Origin of the sequence: Streptomyces sp. 7N604 (genome assembly GCF_052245475.1) — a bacterium.
Lineage (GTDB): Bacteria > Actinomycetota > Actinomycetes > Streptomycetales > Streptomycetaceae > Streptomyces.
This window is the reverse complement of sequence record NZ_JBQQBX010000017.1, coordinates 171,711-192,743: the sequence shown is the minus strand read 5'-3', so window position 1 is coordinate 192,743 and position 21,033 is coordinate 171,711. Positions and strand designations below refer to the sequence as shown.

The 21,033-nt window shown below is 68.6% G+C and carries 24 protein-coding genes and 1 pseudogene; 22 read left to right on the top strand and 3 right to left on the bottom strand.

What is annotated here, in order from left to right:
* Positions 1-560 precede the first annotated feature (560 nt).
* The 3 genes from ACTWP8_RS20325 to ACTWP8_RS20315 form a co-directional block, all read right to left on the bottom strand.
* Positions 561-842, bottom strand: coding sequence for a helix-turn-helix transcriptional regulator (locus ACTWP8_RS20325; protein WP_443323580.1), 282 nt, complete (start codon positions 840-842; stop codon positions 561-563).
* Positions 843-1,144: 302 nt separating this feature from the next.
* Positions 1,145-2,305: a helix-turn-helix domain-containing protein gene (locus tag ACTWP8_RS20320; RefSeq protein ID WP_443323579.1), complete on the bottom strand. Its 1,161-nt coding sequence runs from the start codon at positions 2,303-2,305 to the stop codon at positions 1,145-1,147.
* Positions 2,306-2,378: 73 nt separating this feature from the next.
* Positions 2,379-3,878, bottom strand: a complete 1,500-nt coding sequence (locus ACTWP8_RS20315; protein ID WP_443323578.1) for a helix-turn-helix domain-containing protein — start codon at positions 3,876-3,878, stop codon at positions 2,379-2,381.
* A gap of 469 nt (positions 3,879-4,347) precedes the next feature.
* Between ACTWP8_RS20315 and ACTWP8_RS20310 the strand changes: the two genes are divergently transcribed.
* The 22 genes and pseudogenes from ACTWP8_RS20310 (at position 4,348) to ACTWP8_RS20205 (ending at position 20,991) form a co-directional block, all read left to right on the top strand.
* Positions 4,348-4,593 carry a hypothetical protein gene (locus tag ACTWP8_RS20310; RefSeq protein WP_443323577.1) on the top strand — a complete coding sequence of 82 codons (246 nt, stop codon included), beginning with the start codon at positions 4,348-4,350 and terminating at the stop codon, positions 4,591-4,593.
* 257 nt (positions 4,594-4,850) lie between these two features.
* Positions 4,851-5,363, top strand: a complete 513-nt coding sequence (locus ACTWP8_RS20305) for a hypothetical protein (RefSeq protein ID WP_443323576.1) — start codon at positions 4,851-4,853, stop codon at positions 5,361-5,363.
* 268 nt (positions 5,364-5,631) lie between these two features.
* Positions 5,632-6,120 (top strand): ATP-binding protein, encoded by a 489-nt coding sequence (locus tag ACTWP8_RS20300; protein WP_443323575.1) that lies wholly within the window; start codon positions 5,632-5,634, stop codon positions 6,118-6,120.
* A 114-nt stretch (positions 6,121-6,234) separates the two neighbouring features.
* Positions 6,235-6,492, top strand: a complete 258-nt coding sequence (locus ACTWP8_RS20295) for a WhiB family transcriptional regulator (protein WP_443323574.1) — start codon at positions 6,235-6,237, stop codon at positions 6,490-6,492.
* A gap of 156 nt (positions 6,493-6,648) precedes the next feature.
* A pseudogene (locus ACTWP8_RS20290) lies at positions 6,649-6,843 on the top strand (DUF5999 family protein); the annotation flags it as partial.
* A gap of 173 nt (positions 6,844-7,016) precedes the next feature.
* Positions 7,017-7,874 carry a hypothetical protein gene (locus ACTWP8_RS20285; RefSeq protein WP_443323573.1) on the top strand — a complete coding sequence of 286 codons (858 nt, stop codon included), beginning with the start codon at positions 7,017-7,019 and terminating at the stop codon, positions 7,872-7,874.
* A gap of 775 nt (positions 7,875-8,649) precedes the next feature.
* Positions 8,650-10,377 carry a DUF2637 domain-containing protein gene (locus ACTWP8_RS20280; RefSeq protein WP_443323572.1) on the top strand — a complete coding sequence of 576 codons (1,728 nt, stop codon included), beginning with the start codon at positions 8,650-8,652 and terminating at the stop codon, positions 10,375-10,377.
* A 145-nt stretch (positions 10,378-10,522) separates the two neighbouring features.
* Entirely contained in the window at positions 10,523-10,999 is a 477-nt protein-coding gene (locus tag ACTWP8_RS20275; protein ID WP_443323571.1) for a hypothetical protein, read from the top strand.
* Positions 10,999-11,202, top strand: a complete 204-nt coding sequence (locus ACTWP8_RS20270) for a hypothetical protein (RefSeq protein ID WP_443323570.1) — start codon at positions 10,999-11,001, stop codon at positions 11,200-11,202. The genes ACTWP8_RS20275 and ACTWP8_RS20270 overlap by 1 nt, the downstream gene beginning before the upstream one ends.
* Positions 11,203-11,330: 128 nt before the next feature.
* Complete coding sequence (locus tag ACTWP8_RS20265; RefSeq protein WP_443323569.1) at positions 11,331-13,283, top strand: hypothetical protein; 1,953 nt, start codon at positions 11,331-11,333, stop codon at positions 13,281-13,283.
* Between the two features lie 2 nt (positions 13,284-13,285).
* Positions 13,286-13,846 (top strand): hypothetical protein, encoded by a 561-nt coding sequence (locus tag ACTWP8_RS20260; protein ID WP_443323568.1) that lies wholly within the window; start codon positions 13,286-13,288, stop codon positions 13,844-13,846.
* A gap of 171 nt (positions 13,847-14,017) precedes the next feature.
* Positions 14,018-14,887, top strand: a complete 870-nt coding sequence (locus tag ACTWP8_RS20255) for a hypothetical protein (RefSeq protein ID WP_443323567.1) — start codon at positions 14,018-14,020, stop codon at positions 14,885-14,887.
* Positions 14,884-16,305, top strand: a complete 1,422-nt coding sequence (locus ACTWP8_RS20250; protein WP_443323566.1) for a DNA/RNA helicase domain-containing protein — start codon at positions 14,884-14,886, stop codon at positions 16,303-16,305. The genes ACTWP8_RS20255 and ACTWP8_RS20250 overlap by 4 nt, the downstream gene beginning before the upstream one ends.
* 64 nt (positions 16,306-16,369) lie before the next feature.
* Positions 16,370-16,891, top strand: coding sequence for a hypothetical protein (locus ACTWP8_RS20245; protein WP_443323565.1), 522 nt, complete (start codon positions 16,370-16,372; stop codon positions 16,889-16,891).
* A 138-nt stretch (positions 16,892-17,029) separates the two neighbouring features.
* The gene (locus ACTWP8_RS20240) at positions 17,030-17,254 is read left to right on the top strand and encodes a hypothetical protein (protein WP_443323564.1); all 225 of its coding nucleotides are present in this window, start codon (positions 17,030-17,032) and stop codon (positions 17,252-17,254) included.
* A gap of 269 nt (positions 17,255-17,523) precedes the next feature.
* On the top strand, positions 17,524-17,874 hold the full coding sequence (locus ACTWP8_RS20235; protein ID WP_443323582.1) for a hypothetical protein: 351 nt from the start codon (positions 17,524-17,526) through the stop codon (positions 17,872-17,874).
* Positions 17,871-18,215 carry a hypothetical protein gene (locus ACTWP8_RS20230; protein WP_443323563.1) on the top strand — a complete coding sequence of 115 codons (345 nt, stop codon included), beginning with the start codon at positions 17,871-17,873 and terminating at the stop codon, positions 18,213-18,215. The genes ACTWP8_RS20235 and ACTWP8_RS20230 overlap by 4 nt, the downstream gene beginning before the upstream one ends.
* Positions 18,216-18,293: 78 nt before the next feature.
* On the top strand, positions 18,294-18,662 hold the full coding sequence (locus ACTWP8_RS20225) for a hypothetical protein (RefSeq protein ID WP_443323562.1): 369 nt from the start codon (positions 18,294-18,296) through the stop codon (positions 18,660-18,662).
* 35 nt (positions 18,663-18,697) lie between these two features.
* Positions 18,698-18,871, top strand: a complete 174-nt coding sequence (locus ACTWP8_RS20220) for a hypothetical protein (RefSeq protein WP_443323561.1) — start codon at positions 18,698-18,700, stop codon at positions 18,869-18,871.
* Between the two features lie 165 nt (positions 18,872-19,036).
* Complete coding sequence (locus tag ACTWP8_RS20215; protein WP_443323560.1) at positions 19,037-20,107, top strand: DUF5131 family protein; 1,071 nt, start codon at positions 19,037-19,039, stop codon at positions 20,105-20,107.
* A 162-nt stretch (positions 20,108-20,269) separates the two neighbouring features.
* The gene (locus ACTWP8_RS20210; RefSeq protein ID WP_443323559.1) at positions 20,270-20,500 is read left to right on the top strand and encodes a hypothetical protein; all 231 of its coding nucleotides are present in this window, start codon (positions 20,270-20,272) and stop codon (positions 20,498-20,500) included.
* The gene (locus ACTWP8_RS20205; RefSeq protein WP_443323558.1) at positions 20,497-20,991 is read left to right on the top strand and encodes a Pycsar system effector family protein; all 495 of its coding nucleotides are present in this window, start codon (positions 20,497-20,499) and stop codon (positions 20,989-20,991) included. The genes ACTWP8_RS20210 and ACTWP8_RS20205 overlap by 4 nt, the downstream gene beginning before the upstream one ends.
* The last annotated feature ends 42 nt before the right edge of the window (positions 20,992-21,033 follow it).

Here is a 21,033-nt window from a genome sequence, read left to right as displayed (position 1 = left end):
GAGTGATATGAGTATCACTCCGACCACGGGGCGCCGTGATGGTCAGGTGGAGGGTACGGGTGCCCAGGCCTCGGCGGAATTGTGGGCGCGTGCGAGCGGAGACGCCCGGTCGACGGGTGGTACCGAGAGAATGCGTGAGCAGCTGCTGACGCTGCAGATGAGCGCTGGTCAGGCCGACTCGGATACCGACACGATCCGACGGCCGTGTGACAGTCGAAGCCGAGACAAGTGCAAGACTCGCGACCGGATGACGGTGGCGGGGACGGAGGTACATCAGTGGTTCTCCCCTTGGGTAGGGGAGCCGCGAGGAGCGTTGTAACCAGCCGGATAGCGGTCAGAGGAAGCCCATGCTAGGCCTCGGATAGGAACCTGCCGTATTCTGGTGTCCGGTGACCACGCGGACCAACGGTCCACGGGCATCACCCGGCACGCGAGGTCACCTCGCTGCTCACGACTCGGCGCTTGCTAGGTGGGCGAGTCGATCGCTAGGAAGCCGTTCCTGTTGTGGCGACAGGGACGGCTTCAGCGCTTCTACGGGGCGCGTGCAGTCATCGTGATCACTAGCCGGCCTCTCGCGTGAGCTGCTCAGTTCGAGCAGCCACCCCGGGGTGCTTGGCTGCCAAGCCCTTCAGGAGGTGGGCGTAGGCGGCGCGATGCTTTCGGCGCGGCACTGCCTGGCCTTGCTCCCACCGGATCACCTGGAGTCGGCTGACGCCGATGGCCTCAGCGACTTCCGCCTGAGTCAAACCATCAGCGCGACGCAGTTCTGCCCGCACGTCAGGCGGCGGTAGTTCGGTGGGGCGTGCGAGCAACGCGTCGATCGCATCGAACCGCTCCGACACCGTGCACCTCCTTAACAACAAGCGATTCAGAAAAGATACATCGAACCTTACTGCCTCAGAGGCTTGGGCCGTAACGTCTTGACGGCGTGTCATGGATTGGTCTGCCGGTTCGGTAAGAGACCCCGGGCCTGTCGACCAGCTGCCTGGTGGAGCTTCTCGCCGACGCGCTCGGCAGGCCTCGGCCTTGACAGTGTCCACCTGCAGACTTGCTGCCATCACGGCGGCCGCCACCCCGGCCGGGCCCACGCCGACGACCAGGAGGTCTGCGCCGTACGAGGGGCCGGTTACGGCCCCGGGCCCGATCACTCATGGGATGCGAGGAGCTCAGCGCGGTGTTGCCAGGCCAGGCGCAGCAGGGCGGCTCCGGCCGGTTGCATCTGCTCCCTGGTGGTCAGGCGCTCGATGTGATCGGCGCGGAACGGTACGCCTAGGGAGCGGCCTGTGCCGTCTTCCACTTCGACGAGGTGGCCCTCATCGTTGGTCGCAGCGAGCTTCGGGAAGACGTCGTCGAATGCGGTCGAGTCGAAGACAACCACGGTAAGCATGTCGGAGACGAAGGTGAGCGGGTCGACACCAAGGCCCAGCCAAAAGACACGGAGCGTGCCGCATTGGCTGGCTCGCTGAAGTGTCGCGTTGAACGGCCAAGCGTCGTAGTCGATCGGGGCAGACTCACTGCCGTAGTCCTCGGTGGTGCCAAGGAGTTCCTCGCTGAGTTCCCGGACGATCGACCGCCACAGATCGAAATCGTTCGCCTCGTTCCAGGGGGCGTCGTAGGAGGGCTGGAACATGCCGACCGGCATGACCTGGTGGAGGCCGCCGCCGGTGGCGACCTTCTGGGGGTCTCGCCAGTGCAGGATGAAGTCGGCGTCGCCGGTGGCCCGGTCGTGGCGGATGGTGAGGGTGCTGATCGCGGCCATCACGGGCCGCTGGCCGAGGTCAGTCGGATCGCCGATGGCTGCCCGGAACGGGATCGCCGAGGCGGGCAGCGCGCCGTTGGCCGCGGAGCCAAGAGAAGCAGCAGCGAGCTCGTGAGCCGCCGCTTCACAAATATTGATCACGTCGAAGTAGCGGCCGCGGCCGAAGTGCAGCCTGGGCTCCTGACCTGAAGACTCGACGTCCAGCAACCGGTAGCAGTCGCGGTTCTCGAAGAGCCTCGGCCGGGCGAGTGCCCCGACCGCATCCGAGTACAGGGAGTACGCCGTCCCGTCTTCCCTGCGAGGGAGGATGTGGCCGAGTTCCGACTCCATTCCGCTGATCGGCGTCGGCATCCGGGTATTGGACCAACTCAGCTGCACATCCCCCAGGGGCACCGGGGAGCCGGGGACCCAGTGCGGCCGGGCAAGCAGCGGAGTGCCCGCGACCCGGAGCGCCTCCGGGAAGCTCTGCACAGCGATCTGGGTCAGGTCGAAGCGGTTCCGGTTGAGGTAGTCGCGGACCTGTCGCCACTGCTGTTCGCTCTCCATGTGCGGTGTTACCGGGCTGTTCAGTGTGAGCTCCTCTCCCGCCTTGCCAGTGTCCCGCTGCCTTCGGCGCACTTCATCGCGCCAGCAGGATCTCCCGGTGCTTCCACGCTAGGGCCAAGCAAGCTGCTCCGGGCGGCGCCATAGGTTCATTACTGATGAACCGCGTGATGTTTTGATGAGTGAAGGGGATGCCCTCAGAGGTGTCCTGGCCATCCCAGTGCGTCACCGTGACGCCCTCCGCGTTGGACTCCGCGATCTCGCCGAAGAGCTGGTCGAAGACCTCGTCGTCGATGACGAGGGCGCTCGGGATGGTGGCGGCAAGAGTCAGCGCGTCGATACCGATACCGAAGCAGAAGACCTTGAGCCGTCCCTCGCGACGTGCCCCTTCCAGGGCCCGGAACAGCGGCCACTTCTCATACGCGAGCGGTCGGCTGCGGCTGCCATCGAACTCCGGCGCGCCCAACAGCTCCTCGTTGAGCTCGCGCACGATGTTTCGCCACAGATCGAAGTCCTCCGGCGACTTCGCGGACATAATGCTGCCCGGCTGGAACTCACCCGCGGGGATGGTGTCGTACAGCCCGCCGGCCGTCGCAACCTTCGCCGGATCCCGCCAGTGCAGCAGGAACGTCGCGGTCCCGTCGCGTCGGCGACGGATCAAGAGCGTCGTGATGGCGGGCGTGACAGCGCGCAGAGTGGGATCGAAGGGATCGGCGACGAGCCGGCGGAGCGGCAGATGTCCCCACAGGCGCGGCGCCGGGCTAGCCAACTCAGCCGGGCGCTCCAGGCTCACTGCCGCGAACTCGTGGCCGATCGCCTCGCACACGTCGAGTTTGTCGAAGTAGGTGCCCAAACCGAAGGTCAACTCCCCCTCGTCCCCCTTCCATTGCACACGAGACAGCCGATAGCTGGGCCGGTTCTCGAACAGCGTCGGCGAGTCGATGTAACGAATAGCCATGGTGTAGCGATCGAATCGCAAGCCGGGTGCTCGTAGCGGATGCGTGGCCTGTGCCTCAGGCTCACTGCCGCTGACGAGCACGTCAGCATCGTCATCGGTCCAAACAAGCCGAATCCGGTCGATGGGAACAGGTTCGGCTGGCATCCAGCCGGGAGTGGTCAGCAGCGGGGTCCCGGCTACGCGCAGCGCAGGATCGTACAAACCCGCAGCGGCCCGGGAGAGCTGTTCGCGATGGCCATTCAGATACCGGCGCGCCGCCCGCCAACGGTCCTGGCTCGCGGCAACCTCGGTCGGCATCTGCCGCACGACTAAGCCCGAGGGCAGATCGGGGATGCGTCCCGCTGGATGCCCATCTCCGGCAGCGGTCTCGCCCGGAGGCCCGGTAGCAGAGATCAGTTCGGAGAACGCGGCCCGTTCTGCGTCGCTGCACCGGCCGAGGGCGGTGTCGAGGATCTGCTGAGACTCAGCAACCGGGATCAGGGTCGCGCCGCGCTGCTTCCACTGCATGACCACGCTCTCACTGACCCCCAGGTATCCCGCGAATCCACGGATGCTCATCTTCTTCGCTTCGCGGAGCAGGTCAGCCTCCCAACCAGTCCACTTGCGCACCGTCACCATCACCTAACCCCCTTTCCTGGCGGCCAAGGCAGATCACGACTCCGGATGCAACGCCGCCGGTACGCCGCCGGTACACCACCGGTACACCGAGGCCTCACATCCGACCCCGCTGGAGCAGAAGCTGATTGACGTGTCCCGGAACCTGTTGTTGATGTGAGGGGAGTGAAGATCGTGCAGAGGCGCGAACACAACGTCTCGAGGGCCGATCGCACGGAGACGCCTCCGGCGCCTGCCTCGTCGCGCCCGCCGCGCGCACACCGCAAGGTCCAGTGTCCGAGGCCTCGCTCTGTTGCAACCACTCCACCTCCGCTGTCAGCGGGGTCCGACTCGCCCATCGGTTTTGCCCCCTTCAAAGGTACATTCTCTTGCCGTGCCCCCAGGGGCAGTGCGCGCGTGGGCCGCAGCCGTTGGCGCGCTGGAACTGAGGCCTTCGATACCTTGGTGCCCGCTACGGGGACAAGGAGTGGATGTGCCGGACGGGAATCCGTATCTCGACACCGAAGCGGTGGCGGCCAAGATCGGCGTGACGAGCGAGACGGTGCGGGTGTACCTCAAGCGCACGCGCAGGCGTATCGCCGACGGACTTCCCGTACGCCCTCAGGATCTGCCCCTGCCGGACGAGCAGTTCCGGCGGTCTCCGGCTTGGCTCGAGTCGACCATCGACTCGTGGATTTCCAACCGTCCTGGGCGCGGCCACCGCCCGGTCGAGCCCTAGCAACTACCCAATGCCTGTTGACCCTTCGCTACGGCGCGCCTAAGTTTGTACCCGTGACAGGGTCATTCTTTGGCTCGTCCGAGCTGAGAACCGAATAGCACCACCCTGCGAGAGCCCTTCCGTGCCGAGGTCGACGAACCACGAGGTCCCTGGGCCGGGCTCCAGCAGAGCAGCCAACGCAGTTGCGCTGCCCAGCCGCCGCGGCCTGTCCGCGGCGGGCGGAGAACGCAACCGCACCACGGCCCGAAGGAGTACCAGTGCGTCACAACGGCCGACCCGCGCTGAAGGCCAGCGAGATCCGACCAAACCGCATAACCCTGTATCCCGGGGAGCCCATCACAGTGGTGTGCGGTGATTGCAGCACGTGGCGGCGTTTGCGGCGCAAGATGATCACTCCTCATCGCCTGAAGGACCGCGGGCACGGTGCACGCAAAGCCCGCTGCCCCGGCAGCGGTCAGCGCATCACGATCGACCTCACTTCTGAGGCATGGCAGACAGCCTTCGCCGCCCACCTCGAGGCCGCGAAAGACGCCAGCAAGCGTCGTGGCACCAAGGTCGTGCGCAAGCCGCAGCCGGCGCCGACGCCGGCGGTGTCGCAGATGAGAGTGGCCACCCTCTCGCAGGTGCGCGGTGCCCAGAAGGCTCACGCCCTGTACGGATGCCGGGAATGCCAGTCGGGACGCCTGTGCGAGACCGGCCGTGACCTCGATCAGCGAATCAAGCGTTTCGCTCTTCAGCAGTTGCAGCGGCAGCAGTTACAGCGCCGCTGACCTCCGTTTCCTGCGCTACTCGTCGCCGCTGACCCAGCTGGTAGCGAGTTCGCCGACGGCGAGGGCTAGCAGGACCGCCCCGAATGAGAGCGGCCCCGGGATTGCGCCCCGGGGCCGTTTCAGCAGGCCATCCCTCTGCGAGAAGGAGAACAACCTTGAACTCCATCATGACATCTCCCCCGGCGCTTGGTGCGCACGGGGACAGCGACCCGGACATGGAGGAAGCGCTGCGCCGGGTCCGCCAGTGCGGCACGGGCGGTGGTTCACGGTGAGCACGGCCACCGTCTCCGGCACCGGAACCATGGTTGCGGACCGGTCGGACCTCCCGGCCTCCGTCCCCGGCTGCTACCTGCGTCGTCACCGGGACTGTGGGTTCGTCGCTCACATCACGGTCTCAAAGCCCGTCCTCAGCACCGTGCGTCGCCTGACCGCGAGGGTGCTGGTGGCGTGCGGGGTCGGCCAGGAGACCGCTGGTACCGCGCAGTTGATCGTCTCCGAGCTGGTTGCTAACGCGGTACGGGCCTGCGGAGATCACGTGCCGTTGGTGGTGGAGGTGTACCGCACTTCCACCGGTGTCGCGGTCAATGTCCACGACCCCGTCCCCGAGTTGCTGCCGCGCCGCAGCGAGGTGGCGATGGACAGCGACGACGCGGAGTCCGGGCGGGGCCTGCTCCTGCTGGAGGCGCTCGCGCCCGGCTGGACCGTCGAGCACTCGTTGATCGGTAAGCAGATCCGCTGCCACCTCGCCACCGAGTAGCGCGCACGCCGCCGCAGGGCGGGAGCGCAGCAGCTAGCGGCCGCGATCACTCGCACCCGCCCCCGGCCTGGTGAATCACCCCTTGACGCACGCAAGACCACGATGGAGGAAGCAATGGACTGGCGACACCGCGCCGTCTGCAGGGAAGAGGACCCCGAGCTCTTTTTCCCGATTGGGAACACCGGCCCGGCCTTTCTGCAGATCGAGGAGGCCAAGGCTGTCTGCCGCCGCTGTCCGGTGATCGAGCAGTGTCTGCAGTGGGCGCTCGAGTCGGGCGAGGACTCCGGCGTGTGGGGTGGCCTGAGTGAGGATGAGCGTCGCGCCATGAAGCGCCGTGCCGCTCGGAACCGCGCCCGCCAGGCCAGCGCCTGACCGTCCCGCCACCTGCAGCCCTGCGCTGCCCGGGCGTCACCGGACCAGCGCCTCGTTGGCCCGGTGACGGCGGGGAACGCAGGGACCAGGCCGCGCCAGACCTTGGTGCTGCCGCTCCCGGACCCACACCACTCCGACATCTCCAGGGAGATCCCGATGGTCGCGAACACCCCGTGCAACCACACCCCGCTCTGCCCGTCCGCCAGCAGCCCCGACCGCGAGGCCGCCCGCGTCATCTCCAGTCACCCGCAGCAGGGTTGGAGCCTGCTGTGCAACGGGTCCGTGGTTTTCGAGGACACCGGTGAACTGCTGCCCGACGGGCGGGTCATCGCACCGCACCGGCCCACGGACACGCCCGCTCTCCAAGGCTTGGTCGGTGGGGAACTGGCCCCGCTCCCCTTCCACTTCACGGACAGCAGCATGCTCCTCGGTGGCACGTCCGGAAGCGGGAAGAACAGCGCCGCCGCGGCGATGCACCGGTTCGCGGCCGATCACTGACCCGCCCACTCGAAGGGAGCACCACCATGAGCTTCACGATCCGGAACACGTACGGCCACACGCACCCGACGAGCGAGACGAACCCGACGCACGTCACCGGGGCGCCCGGGTACCGGGTGTCGATGACGGCGACGCTGCCGGCGAGTGACGCGCGGTTCGACGACTGCGTGACGTGGCTCACCAACGGTGAGCACAATCTTCACACCCGCCCCGAGGGGTACGGACTGATCTTCCTTGAGTCCGAGGAACACGCCGTCACGTACTTCGGGCCGATCGAGCAGGTCGCCGAGTTCCAGCGCGAGCAAGCCACGAACCCGGGCGCGACGTTCGACGCCGAGCAGGGGGTCATGATTGCGCAGTGGCCACACGGCAAGGGTTGGGACGAGTTCTTGCCGCCGGCGTACTGGAACATGGCGCAGATCGGCGCGATTGCGGACGGCGTCGGCCTCGTCACGGCCTTCGAGCACCCAGTCACGCCCGGCGCCGAGGTCATCGTGTACGAGTTCGAGGGTAAGTGGCTTCCCGAGAAGCCCCCAGTCAACATGATCACCTACCACTGCACCGCCTGCCACCAGGACACGTTCCACGACGGCGGGAAGGTCCACGAGAACAACGGCCCGCACGACCGGAGGTGGGCCGCGCGGCAGGCTCGGCAGCACATCGTCAGTGCGGCACGCCACGGCGTGAACCGCGACGACGAATCGCAGTGCCGGCCTTTCGACCCGGCGATGTTGAAGGCCGTCAATGCCGTCGCACGGCAGAACCTCGGCCTGGCGCATAACCCCCTGCCCGACGACGACGCCGCGTACTGCGCGACCAAGGGCCCCTGCTCGATCATCCGCGAGCTCCGCGCCGGCGTCCGCCCGCCTGTCTACCGTGCCTGAAGCCCTACGACCAGTGCGCCGACCTAGCCCACATCCTCGGCCTGCTCTTGGTCGCCGGGTCCGCGATGGTCTTGGTCGCCAACCCGAAGCAGCCGCTCTTCCGGCAGATCTTCGGCACCGGCCGGCCCGCTGAGTAGTGCCTGGACGACCAGCACTGACCAACTTCCCTGAGTTGCCTGTCGTTCCCGGCGGTGTGAGTCGCCGGGAACGACAGGGAGCAGCAGGGACGTTTCCTCCTGACCCTGCTCTCCATGGCCGGCCTCCCTGACGGGAGGCCGGCCATCGTATTGCTGGCCTCAGCGGCTGCCGCACGGACCCGAAATCCTCTGCCTTCGCAGTCTTCCTGGAAGGACCAACGGAGATCGGACAACGCATCGAGCTCACCACCGACATGGAATCCCTCGGCCACAAGCACAAGGCGGGCGACCAGGCGTGCCGAGGAAGTCCACGTCGGCGGTCACGTCACCGCGCGCATGGACAACGGCCGGTCCCAGTTCCCGCGCACCGGGGAGTACACCGTTCTACCGGACACCAGCGCCTGACGATCTGGCGGCTCTCCTCGCCCCGTCCGTACCGGCAACGGGCCGGTACGGACGGGGCGAGGAGAGCCGGACAGCCCGGACGGCACGGCCACAGTGAAGAGGGGGAGCACATGCTCCGTTGATCACATCTGCAGTTTCTGGGCCGTCCCTCAGGGGCGGCCTTTTTCGCTGTTCACGTCCACGATCCGGGCTGCTGCGCAGCCGCGGGCGAGGGCGCTTACCAAGGAGGATCGATGAACACCCTCGCGACCGCAGCCGAGTGGCTGGCTGAGCGGTGGCAGATCAGCGTGGGCACCACCGTCTTGGCTGGTGGCTCGCTGTTGCTGTACCGCGCGATGCGTCGTTCGGGTGCTCCGCCGTGGGAACGTACGGAGCTGGACGACGAGGCGCGCATGGAGCGGCGAGAGCGCCGCGGCCGACGGGCCGAGGACGTGATGACGCTGGTGGTGGCTGCCGCAGCCGCCTACCTGTCGTCGACGGGGCTGAGGAAGTTCGGGGCAGATGTGATGGGCTTGGCCAGTCCCTGGGACTGGCTGCCCTTCGTCGGCCTGGACGTTGCCGCGCTGGTCTGCGGTCTTCGGGCCCGTCGACGCGCCCGCAAAGGCAATGGGTCCGGGCTCTCCGGGACCTTGTTCTGGCTCCTGATCGGCACGAGCGCGCTCTTCTCCGCGACCGAGGCCGACACGTTCATCGGCAGCGTGGCCCGCGCCGCCTGGCCGCTGATCTCCGGCGTGCTCTTCGAGCTCGGATCGCTGGAAGAGCGGCTGGCCGCCCGGGAGAAGTTCAAGCGGGATCTCGGACTGTGGCTGGAGCGGAAGGTCGCCGCCGTCCGCATGCTGCACCCTGTCGAGTGGGTCCGGGTGCAACTGGCGCTCGCCGCCGACGAGACCATCAGCCAGGAGGACGCCACCCGGCAGGTCCGCATCGAACGCGCCGGCTACTGGCTCTACCGGCTGCGCCGCCTCCAAAAGCGCGAAGACCCGGAGAAGTGGCAGCCGGTCCTCACCCCGCGTCTCGGCTGGGCCGACCGCAGGGCGCAGACCGCTCAAGCCCGCGTCAACGTCGACGACCTCGGGCTGGTCCTGGAAGCGGTACAGCGCCGGGTGCGCACCCGGGAGTTCGCCGGCCTGAACTACAACACTGCCACGGCCGCGGAGAAGGCCTTGGCCAACCTGATCGGTACAAGCAGCCGTCCCGGTACTGCGTCGGCCGGGACAGACCGTCATACCGGTACACAGCTGCTCGCCCGTACCGGTACGGCAGGCATCCTCACGGACGGCCGTACCGGTACGACGGAAGCCAATCCGCAGCCCCGTACCGGTACACAGGAGCCAAATCGAGCGGCCCATACCGGTACGGATGCCCGCCACGACAGCGCCGTACCGGTACGCGGTACGGGGGACGGCGCCGCCCGTACCGGTACGCCGGACGCGGACCGTACCGCTCCCGAGGACCACGCGCGGTACAGCCGTACCGCCCAGGTCGGAACCGGTACAGCCCTCAACGCCGGTACGGACGCGACCGCGAGCGGTACAAGGGAGACTGAATCCGGTACGGACGAAGACACGAACGCCGGTACGGGCGACCAGGACGCCTCGGGATGGACGGACGAACAGGCGGTACAGCGCCTGCGTGGAGTCCTCGACGCCGATGGCAAGTTCGGTACGGGCGGCATCCAGAAGACGGCGACGTATTTCGGAATGGGGCCCGGCCGGGCCAAGCGCCTGATGGAGAAAGCCCGCGAACTCGGGCCCCTGGCAGCCGAGTCCACGCAAGCTGGGCACGCCGCTGAGCATGCTCCGGCTGATGGTCCGACGGAACAGGTGTCCTTCGACATTGAGTCGGCGCTCGCCCAGGCCCGCCCCGTTGCCGAACTGCTCAAGGCGCAGTCGGCGGCCTCGCCCGCAGCGGCCGAGAGCACCTCGGAACGGCCCCTCATCAGCACCGAGAATGCAGCCTGAACTGCACAAACGAGTCCCTTCGGCGGTTCCACCGGCCCCCGAGATGCCGTCAACACCTCGGGGACGCGGTGAAGGCGCCGAAGCGCCGCCCCAAGCCTCTCACCCGATCTAGATCGCACCACCCTCGCAGAGGAGAAAACCCCTGATGAGCAACGACAAGCAGCCGCGTAAGGGCGTGTGGACGCCCGACCTGCTCGCGGAAGGCCCCGAGAAGCGCCGCGTGTTCATCGAGCAGCGCCGGCAGTACCTTGCCCCGTTGCTCGCCGAGATGAAGGCTCTGGCTGGCGAGCTCGATGCCGACATCGCTGAGCGGCCTGCCCTGTACGGCGACCTGCCGTGGTCTGCACGGCTGCGTGCGAAGAAGACGATGAAGCCCTTCAAGGAGGCCGTCGAAGACCTTGAAGAGTTCCTCGAGCACCTGACCGCGTACGCCGCCCGGTACAAGGCGCTCTACGAGGAACTGCCCGAAGAGCGGGCCGAGAAGAAGGAAGCCAAGCAGCGTGTTCGCGAGCTGAAGGCCGGCGGCCAGCAGCAGATCACGGCTCCGCAGCCCGAAGCGGAACCGCCGGTCGCCGACCCGTCGCCGCTGTTCTCGCACCTCGACATCCGCAAGATCGGCTGATGCCGGGCAAGGATGCCGCCCGGTCGAAGCGGCTTCAGGCCGAGCTGTGGGCCCCTCGGATCAACGGTGCAGAGGGGTACAAAGCGCGCGTCATCGTCCTCGTCGACATGGCCCGCGCACGGCTCCCCGAGAGTGACCCGGTGTGGGAAGCACTCGACCGGCAGCTCGGCCGCTACCTCAAGGAAGCCCTCGGCGAGCGGTGACTCTACGCGTTCAAAAATCAACGCCCAATCCAAGAAATCCAGCCTCGCGCGCGCATTATGCGCGCGCGTGACGCGCGCGCGTACGCGAGGCCGCCCGCTACGTCAAGTAGTCGACAGGAGATGGCCCGATGGCCGACGACGACCGGGGCGCGGACGTCCTCACGCTCCCGACGATCAACCTCTCGCCGCCCGGGTCGGACCCGGACGGCGACGATGTGCCCACCCTCCCGGAGCCGCCGAACACCGCCCCGCCGCCTGACTTCACGCTGCCCTTCCACCTGCCCGCCGACGAGGAAGACGACAGCGAGTACGACCCGGACGACGCGGCCGGCGAGATGGTCGACGAAGCCACAAGCGGAACCGGAACTCCAGCTCGCGCGACGGCCTCGCTGGCAATGGTCACGATGGCAGCGATCGCCGTCGCCGCCCTGCGCGGCACGTGGTCGATGGCGGCGTACCTGAAAGCTCGGCGCGAGCATCACGATGCGGTCGCCGACAAGGCGCGCGAGGCTGCCGACAAGCAGAAGGTCGCCAACGCCGAGAAGGCGGCCAAGAGCCGCGTGCAGTCCGGGCCTGAGTTCGGGCGCGGCGCGGCGAAAAGCGGTGGCCGAGGCGGTTCCTCCGGCGGCTCCGGCGGCGGCTCAGGGCGCGGGACCTTCGGACAGCAGAAGTCCTCGGGCAAGGGCAGCGGGCGGACACCAGCGAGCAACGGCTCGGCCGGGACCGGCCGCGGAACGGGCCCCAAGGGACAGAAGGGCCCCAGCTCCCGAAACGACTCCGGTGGTCCGGGCCGCCGGGGCTCGAACGGCTCACGCTCGACGGGCTCAGGCTCGGCTGGGGGCGGCGGGAAGGGCTCGGGCAACAAGTCCCCGAAGAACGGCAAGTCGCCCAGCTCGTCGGCATCTAGCCCAGCGCTGGAGCGGGCCCGCGGCCGCCAGGAGCGTAAAGGTGCGGGTCATGCGGCCCGTCTGGAACGACGGGCGGCTCGCCAGGCTGCCCGCATCGCGGGGCGGGAGCGTCGCCGAGAGGAGAAAGCCCGGCAGGCGGAGGCTCGCCGAGCGGAGAAGGAAGCCGAGTCCAAGGGAGACGGCGAGGACCGCACGACGCTGGGCGAGGCCGTGGCCGAGACGGCGCGGAAACGTCTGAAGAAGCGGCGTAAGAAGCTCGCCCCGCCCGTCCTGAGCACGGTCAAGAAGCGTAAGAAGCGCAAGAAGAAGCCGAAGAAGGGCAGCGGCTCCGGCTCGTCGACCGGGAAGGGGGCCGGATCCTCGGGTGCGGGCAAGAAGTCCGGCACGAAGGGCTCGGGGGCGAAGAAGCCGAAAACCGGTGGGACCGGCACCTCCAAGAAGCCCTGGTGGAAGCGTCACAAGGGCAAGAAGCCCGGTGGCGCGAAGACCGGACCGAAAACACACGGCAGCCGCCGCAAGCGCGGGAAACGGCGTTCTACGGATCCGGGCGACATGCCAGGAGCCGACGGCGAGTGGCTGAGGCCCCCGCCCGGATGGGATGTCTCGTACACGGTGACGATCGAGCGAGAGCCGGCCCCGCGCCGTCCGCGCGGCGAAATCGGCACGGGGCAGAAGGGCCTGCCCGCCGGCAACCGCGGCGAGGTCATCCCGACCCGTACCGAACCGAAAGAGAGCCCGATCGTAATGGGACCAGCCGCAGCAGTTGGCGAGGTCGGCGACACCCAGTTCGTCGATGCCGATCTCACCGTGTACGACCTGATCGACTCGGACGAGGACATGGGCGAGCAGATCCTCCAGGGCGTCGATCACATGCGGGTCGTCGCCTCGAAGTGTGAGGGCCTGAGGGCCGGCTTGGAGAACCTGTACGCGACGTGCCTCGAGAAGAAGGTGCCCGGCGTTCTCGTGAAGTGGTGCATCCGCCTGATCGAGCGTGCCGGCAGCGTGATGGACAAGGCCGAAGCCCTCGCTGCGTCCCTCCCCCGCGCGTCCGAGGCGATCCTCGCGGCACGTGACGTCGCAGTTGAGGCCGACAAGCGTCGCGCCGACGCGGTCAAGGACGCAGGCCATGTCGCGCCGGCTGAACGCGAGTACCACAACCGAAGCGGAGTCTGATCATGAGCACAGAAGCAGAAGCCCCCGCCGAGGGCGGGGGGAACGTCGTCGAGCCGTCGAGCATCCAGTCGGGCGCCGAGGTCGAGGCAGCCGGCGCGCCGGGCGTGCCAGCCCCCGGCGGCGGAGCCGACGCACCGGACGACGGCGGTGACCTGCCCGTCCTGCGCAGTGGCCGGATCGTCGACGTCATCGCCGACGCGATCACGTTCACGCTCGTCATCGCGCGGCTCGCGATCGCGGCCGTCGCGATGCGGATGCTCTCGCAGGCCGTGAAGGGCGCGTACTCGTACGTCGAGGGCTGCGCGAAGCAAGTCGACCACCTGGCCGACGTCGCCGCGACCCTCGCCGTCGACGACGCGGTCACCTCGTCGCACCACGATGCCGCCGGCGTCATGCGGGAATCGCTCGCCCTGGCCGACGCGCTCGCCGCCGAGGCGGCCGAGATGTCGACCGAGTTCGACAACGCGGCCCGCGACCACGAGGCGGACTACGGCACCGTGAACGAGGCGATGCAGTCCGGCCCGTACGACGTCGCTGAACGCGAGTGGTACAGCAACCGCTGATCACACAGCAGACGCCTTGCGTGCGCCCACGGGCAGCCTGCTCCTGGGGGTCCTGGTGCTCCCGCACCAGGACCCGCCGGGCCGCAGCCGCCCACACCTGATCCCCTACGAAGGCGCCGACCCCGAGCAGGGGGCGGCGCTTTCGCCGTTCCCTGAAAGGAGCGCCAGCCGATGCCGCTGCGCACATACGTCGACACATCCCGCCGGCTCGGCTCGGTGTTGGTCCTCGCCGTCGGCCGGCTCGCCACCCTCGCTGGCGGCGTCGCAGCCGGCACCGCCCTGTTCACCGATCAGCCGACCGTACCGGCGCTGATCACGACCATCGCGGCTGGCATCGGCGGGGCGTTCCTGTCGCCTCGGCTGCTCACCGCGCACCCGAAGAAGCGGCCGATCGCGACCGTGATCTATCTGACGCCACACAGCTTCCTGTCGTCGATCCTGGTCGCCGAGCTCCTCGCCACGAGCACCGAGGCGCGCCTGATCGAGGGCGGTGCCGTCGCGCTGTGGACTGCCGGGGTGTGGTGGCTGCGGCCAGCCGCCCTCGGCAAGCGCGTCGCGAAGTGGCCCGACCCGCCAGCCCTCGAGCCCGACGCCGACGATGAGGCTGAGTTTGAGGATGACGAGGCGTCGGACGAAGTCACCGTCGTCAAGAAGGTCCCGAGCGACCCGGCCGCCGCCTGGTGGCACCTGAACGCGGCGAAAGAAGGCGGCGTCGCCCCGGATACCGAGATCGTCGCCATCCGGCAGATCGAGGACGGCCGCCGCGTCGCAGCGGCGATCGCCTCCAAGGTGCACGGCGAGCCCGTGCCGACGATCGAGCTTCGCCGCCTGTCAGCGCTGATGAACATCCCGGTCGGGCTGCTCGCCATCGAGGACATTCCCGGGTACGGCGCCGGCGTGCAGATGATGCTGATCGGCCCGCCTCCCGAGGCGACGCAGGCCGACGAGGACGTGTGGAACGAGATCGCCCGTACTGCGCTGCCCGGCGTCCAGCTCGTCGAGGTGAACGAGTACGACCTGTCGGAGGAGTTGAGCCCATGACGTCCCCCGCGGCTTTGGCGAAGCAGCACGTCGAGGAGAAGCAGAAGGTGCTGCGCGAGTACATCCTCCGCACCCGCCCCGGCGGCGTGAAGGGCTACGACCACGACGCCCTGTGCGACCTCCTCGAAGTCGACGACCCGAGCCGCGTGATCTTCGAGCAGGGGCGTGGCCGGCGGGCCGTCGTGCGGGTCTTCCCCGTGAACCCGCTCGCGAAGATGCGGGCGATCACCTTCGAAGACCTCGTCATGGACGAGAACGGGTGCATCCGCATCGGCTCGTACTACGACGGCGAGCCGCTGCGGATGCGGGTGCACGACCCCGAGACCGGCAACGCGCAGCGGATCATCATCTTCGGCACGACCGGTGCGGGAAAGTCCCGCGGGCTTCAGGCTTTCCTGGCGGCGTGCAAGCGCAACGGGATCGTCGTGCACCTCGCCGACCTGAAGGGCGGTCAGTCCGTCCCGGAGGCGACGGGCAACGTCGCGACGCACGTGCGCACGCTCAACGAAGCGATGGGCCTGCTGCGTGCCGCCGTGCAGAAGGCCGAGGACCGGTTCGCCCGGTACGCGGCGATGGGCCGTTCGGGCTTCCTGATCAACAACCCCGACAAGCTCGAGTACGTCGTCATCGACGAGGCGAACCGCCTGCTTGAGAAGGGCAGCCCGTTCCGGGCCGAGGCGGCACGGCTGATCAAGGAACTCGGGCGCACTGGACGCTCGGTCGGCATCGGCATCGTCCTCGCGGCGCAGGCTGGACACCTCGACGAGCTCGGCGGCAGCGACACACTGCGCGCGATGCTCAAAGAAGGCGAGGTCATCCTTCTGCGGTGGTCGTCCCAGATGATGGCCTCACTCGTCGGCGACGGCCTGCTGCCGGTCGGCGAGAACCTTCAGCCCATTCCGAAGATCCTCGGCCGCGCGCGACGTATCCAGAGGTGGGGAACGCCGGTCGACCGCAGCGCCGAGAAGCCCAACAGCCAGGGCATGTGCTACCACCTGACCTCGTCTCGCCCCACGTCGATGGCCCGGTTCTTCCTCGTCGGCAGCCTCGCGCCGCACGACGGGTACGACCCGGAGATCAGGAAGCTCTACGGCTCCAGCGCGCCACCCGGCGAGCCTCTGACGCTGATCTTCCCGCCGCCGAAGGAGGAAGGCGCTGGCCTGGCCGATGACCTTGAGTACGACGTCGACGAGGAACCCGAGCTCGACGCGCTGCCGGAGACGCCGAGGACGAACGCGGACCGGATACTCGCCGCTCTCGACGACGGCCCTCTGTCCGAGCAGGACCTTCTCGCCGCCCTCGACGACGACGGCGGGAAGGAAGTCAAGCGCGGTTCGATCCGCACCACGATCAGCAACCTGCGGCGCGAAGGGAAGATCGCGCCGAAGGACGCATCCGGGCTGATCACTCTCGTCTGAACTGGAAGCCCCGAGACCGACCTTGGGGCTTCCCACGCTGCCCACCCCGGAGAAAGGCCCCAACATGCTGCCGCATGTCCCCGCTCACGAAACCGCGCCGCTCTCGGCTGCGCAGCGAGTGACTTCCGAAGAGTTGATCGAGGCGGCCCTGAAGATCCCCGCGATCCGGCCCGATCAGGCGACGCCGTACAAGGACCCGACCCCGCCGCAGCCGACCGGTACGCAGCCGGTGAAGCAGGACGACCGGCGCATCGTGCCGCAGTGGGCCGCCGGTGTCGCGGTTGCCGGCACCGGGATCGGCCTGATGTCGATCGGCGTCGGCCTGGGCGCGAAGCTCTTCTTCGAATCCATCACGACCGAGGGCGTGGTCGTGGCCGGCCTGATCGTCGCCGCTCCCCTGCTGCTGATCTCGGCGGCTGGCGCCGCCCTGTCGAAGTTGAAAAAGGGGACACCGCCGGACGTCACAAACAACTTCAACGGCCCGGTGAGCATCAAGAACGACAACCGCACGTCGGTGGACAACACCAACAAGGCGTTCAGCTTCAACCGCACGCACGTCGGGGGCCCCGGCGAACGGGAAGCCTGATCTGCCGATGGGCGCCCCCTCGACCGCGCCGTGCGACCGGCCCACCTGCCCGGCTCTCAGCTGCCCGTGCTGAGGGCCCCACAGGCCGACCGGCCCCCTTGCCCTGCACTCACCAAGCCCTTGTCCAGGAGGACACCCATGCCCAAACCGACCAAGGCCCAGAAGCTCTACACGATTCATGAGTACCGGCCGCCGCAGCCGACAGTGTGGCAGCGCCACCGCACCAAGGTCCTGATAGCCGGCGCCGTAGTCGGCCTGGTCTTCGTGCTGCCGCACGTCAACGACACCGGCACCGACCATGCACAACTCGGTCCCGGGACCAGCACCTCGTCCGAGCTGCGCTCCTGCACGCAGACGCCGTGACAACCGCAGCCGCCTGAGCGGCCTTGGCAGATTCGTCGGCCACACGCTGCCGTGTGAAAGCAATCTCTCCGCTGACGTCTGCCTGTCCGCCCTTCGGACCCCGCCCGCGGGGCCCGGGGGCAGGCGGGGAGCCGGAACAGCCAATGCGCAGCTTCTCCCGTCACCACTCCGCCTGCCCGCCGCATCCGCACGCGCCCGTCCATGACCGGTACCGGCGGCGAAGAACGGGGCGACGCGGGACTGCCCGCTCGGAAGGGGCTTCCTTGACCATGACCCTCGGCTCAGATACCGAGACGTACGTGCTCGACCGTGCACGCGAAGGCCAGCGCCTCCTCGCCGTCATCAGGGACGACGCCGCCGACGCTGTCGACACACTCATCCGCGCGTACCTGGAGTTGCGCGACCGTATCCAGCAGCTCCAGAACGGGCTGCCCCGGCACCACTCCGACCCGGAACTGTGCCCGGCCCGCGAGGCATTGGCGCAGCTGTGCCCGTACCACGCCGGACGGGCCGAGGGCTGGCTCGACCTCGCCAAGGTGATCCGCCTCGTGGCGGGCGACGACTCCACCTACGCCACGCTCGTCCTGGAGCACGCGGACGCGGCGGGGGACGACGCATGACGGTCGCCACCGACACCACGCTCGCCAAGACCACGGTCGTGGACACGTTCCAGAACGACACAGTCCACGACGTCGACGCCGCGATCACCGCCCCGGAGGCCGCGGGGAACGCGGCCCTGGCCGCTGTGCGCACCGGGAACCGCGAAGCCGCCCAGCGGATCATCGCCGAGATGCTCCCCGACGAGCGCGCCGACCTCGCCGACCACCTTGACGAACTGCGCAAACTGCTCGGCCCGACCTGCGGCGCGCTCGCCGAACTCGGCACGTGCACCATCGATCCCTCCAGCGAGCAGTGCCCCTTCCTCTGCAGCCGCTGCACGGCCGCCCGCCGCACCCGCTGAACGACCCCACCGGGCAGCCGCCTCAGGCCTCAGCAGGCTGGCGCGCTGTCACCCCGTCCCGACAAGGAGCCCAAGCCCATGGTCCTCGCGCTGTTCAACCGCACCCGTCCCGCGTCCGTCGAGCCCCCGGCCACCGAATCGTGGCCGGAGCTCGGCGACACCTGGATGCCCGAGGGCATCACCGTCGTCGAGCGTCACTGGAACCAGGCGATGAGCGCGATCGTCCTCATCTACTCCGCAGACGACAGCTGCTACCACCACGTCGTCGCCTGTCTCGGCTGCCACTTCAGCGCCATTCAGGACCCGGAGTCCGCCTACAGTTCCGGCCTGAAGCTGACGGACACAAACCGGATCGCCACCGGGCACGCCACCAGCCGCCGGGCCCTGTCCCGCGCCATCCCGGACCGCCCGGACGAGGACACCGCCCGCGAGAGTTACGCAAGTTGACGCTCAGATGGCAGAGGGAGGCCGAGACGGTCCAGATGACTCTCAGCTACTTCGACCTCCACCGCCTCAGCCTCCAGCGCAGCAACGAGTGGATCGAGGCCGAGCTCCAGCAACTGGCCGTGGACCGGCCCGACGTGTTCGCCGTACAGCGCAGCGACTACGACCAGACGACCTTCTACTACTACGTCCTGTCGCCGCCCGAGAACTGACCGGCTCCTCCGTACGGACTCGCGCCGCCGCCGGCAGCTTCGCAGGCCCCGTACGGTCCGCCCGACACGCATCCAACGCCCTCCCCGGCCGGGAAGGCGACCTGGTGCGCCCGACGCACGAGATCAACCCCCGTGAACCAACGCCACACCTGGACAGGAGCATCCATGGCTGACACCCCAGCTACCCCGACCAACCGCACCTGGCATCCGGTCACCCTCGGCACCGCACCCGGCCGTGACAGCGTCATCTGGCACGGCGACCGCGTCGACCAGCCCTACCGCTGGAAGACGGCAGGCCGCGTGCTCGTGCCCCACCTCTTCCACCACCTAGTGCCGGAGTTCTTCATCACCCGCGTCCTGGACGTGATGGAGGCCAACCCGCACATCACCTTCGTCGTCCCGACGGAACACGCGGCCAGGATGCGCGACTTCGTCCTGAAGCGCGAGGCCGGGATGCGGCAGTACGCCGCCCAGTTCGATGGCCCGCCGGACAACGGCCACCACGCCAGCCCGGCGGCCAAGTCCGCCCGGGCGCGCGCCGCGAAGCCCCCGGCGAACATCTGGCTCGGGGTGACGGTCAACGACCAATGGACGGCCAAGACGCGCATCCCCGCTCTGCTGGAGACTCCGGCCGCGACAAGGGTCGTCGTCTGCGAGCCGCTGACCGGCCCCGTCGAACTGGACCGATTCCTGACCGAGCGCCGCGACGCCACCCACCCGGATGCCGACGCACCGGAGGACGCCGTCGTCGACGGCATGGTGCGCCACGGCGACCAGTGGCACCGCACCGAACGCCTGCACTGGGTCATCGCGGGAGGCGGGTTCGGGCCCAACGCCCGTCCCCTGCACCCGCAGTGGGCCCGCGACATCCGCGACGCGTGCGACCGGTACCACGTGCCGTTCTACTTCACACAACACGGCGACTACGTCACGGCTCCCGTCGTCGACGACCCGGCATTCGGCGGCGGCCGCGCCTACGACGACCCGCTGCACGGAGGCCGCAGCTCGGCCTCGCTCCGCGAGCGAGGCCCCAGCCGCACGTTCCGCTCGGGCGCATGGCGCGCCATGGAGCCGGGCGACCGCACCCGACACACCTGGATGCTCGACAAGGACACCATCGCCGTGCGCGTCGGCAGGAAGTCCGCCGACCGCAAGCTCGACGGCCAGCTGCACGACGCCGTGCCCAACACCTCGACGGCCACGAGGCCGTCAGCCGAGGCGGCAGCCACGCACTGACCACGCCGAACCGCCGGTGAAGGGCCCACGGCGGCACCGGCATCCAACTCCACCAACACCCCTCCACGACTGTGACGGGCGACGCAAACACCCCACGGGCGGTGGGCGCGGGTACACCGTGCCCACCGCCCGCTCTCACTCTCATCCCTTACAGGAAGCCTGATGACCAACAGCACCGAGGCCACGGACACCACTCCGTTACCCCAGACCAGTGACTTGCGCTCCGCCGAGAACGACCTGCAGAAGCTGCGCGTCCGTCTCCGTACGGTCGCCGAGTTCATCCACGACCCGGCCATCGACTTCGCCGCCCGCCACACGCTCGCGCAGCGCCTGGACCTGCCCGTGCCGACCCCGGCGCCCGCCGCGAGGCAGACGAAGGAGGCCACTCGGTGAACCCGTCCCAGACCACCGCCGAGCCTGGTACTCAGCCCTCGCTCGTCGACCAGAACCTCAAAGACGCGCTCGCCACCGTGGCCTCGGAGATCGGCCGCACCGACAACAAGACCTCCTTCCTCCTCGCCTTCAACGGCGCAGTCATCGCGGGCCTGGTGGGATCAGCCGACAAGCACCTCCCCGTGCCGTGCCTCGTCGCGGGCGGACTCGCGGTCCTCGCCCTGGCCGCCTCCACCGTCCTGCTGCTGCTCGTCGTCCTGCCCCGCCTGCACGGCGCGGACCGCGCGAGCTTCCCCTACTGGGCCACGTGCAATACCCAGCAGATCCTCGACGAGATGAGCGACGACCGCCGAGCGGACCGGCTTCGTGTCCTCTCCCAGATCGCGCTGCCCAAGTTCCAAGGGCTGGGGCGTGCCATCCGTCTCTCGTTGGCCGCCGTCCTCCTCATCGTCCTCGCCGTCCTCGCGCTCATCGTGACCGCGCTCGCCTGACGGCAGAAGGCCCGGGCCACGTCACGGCGCCGGAAGACGACC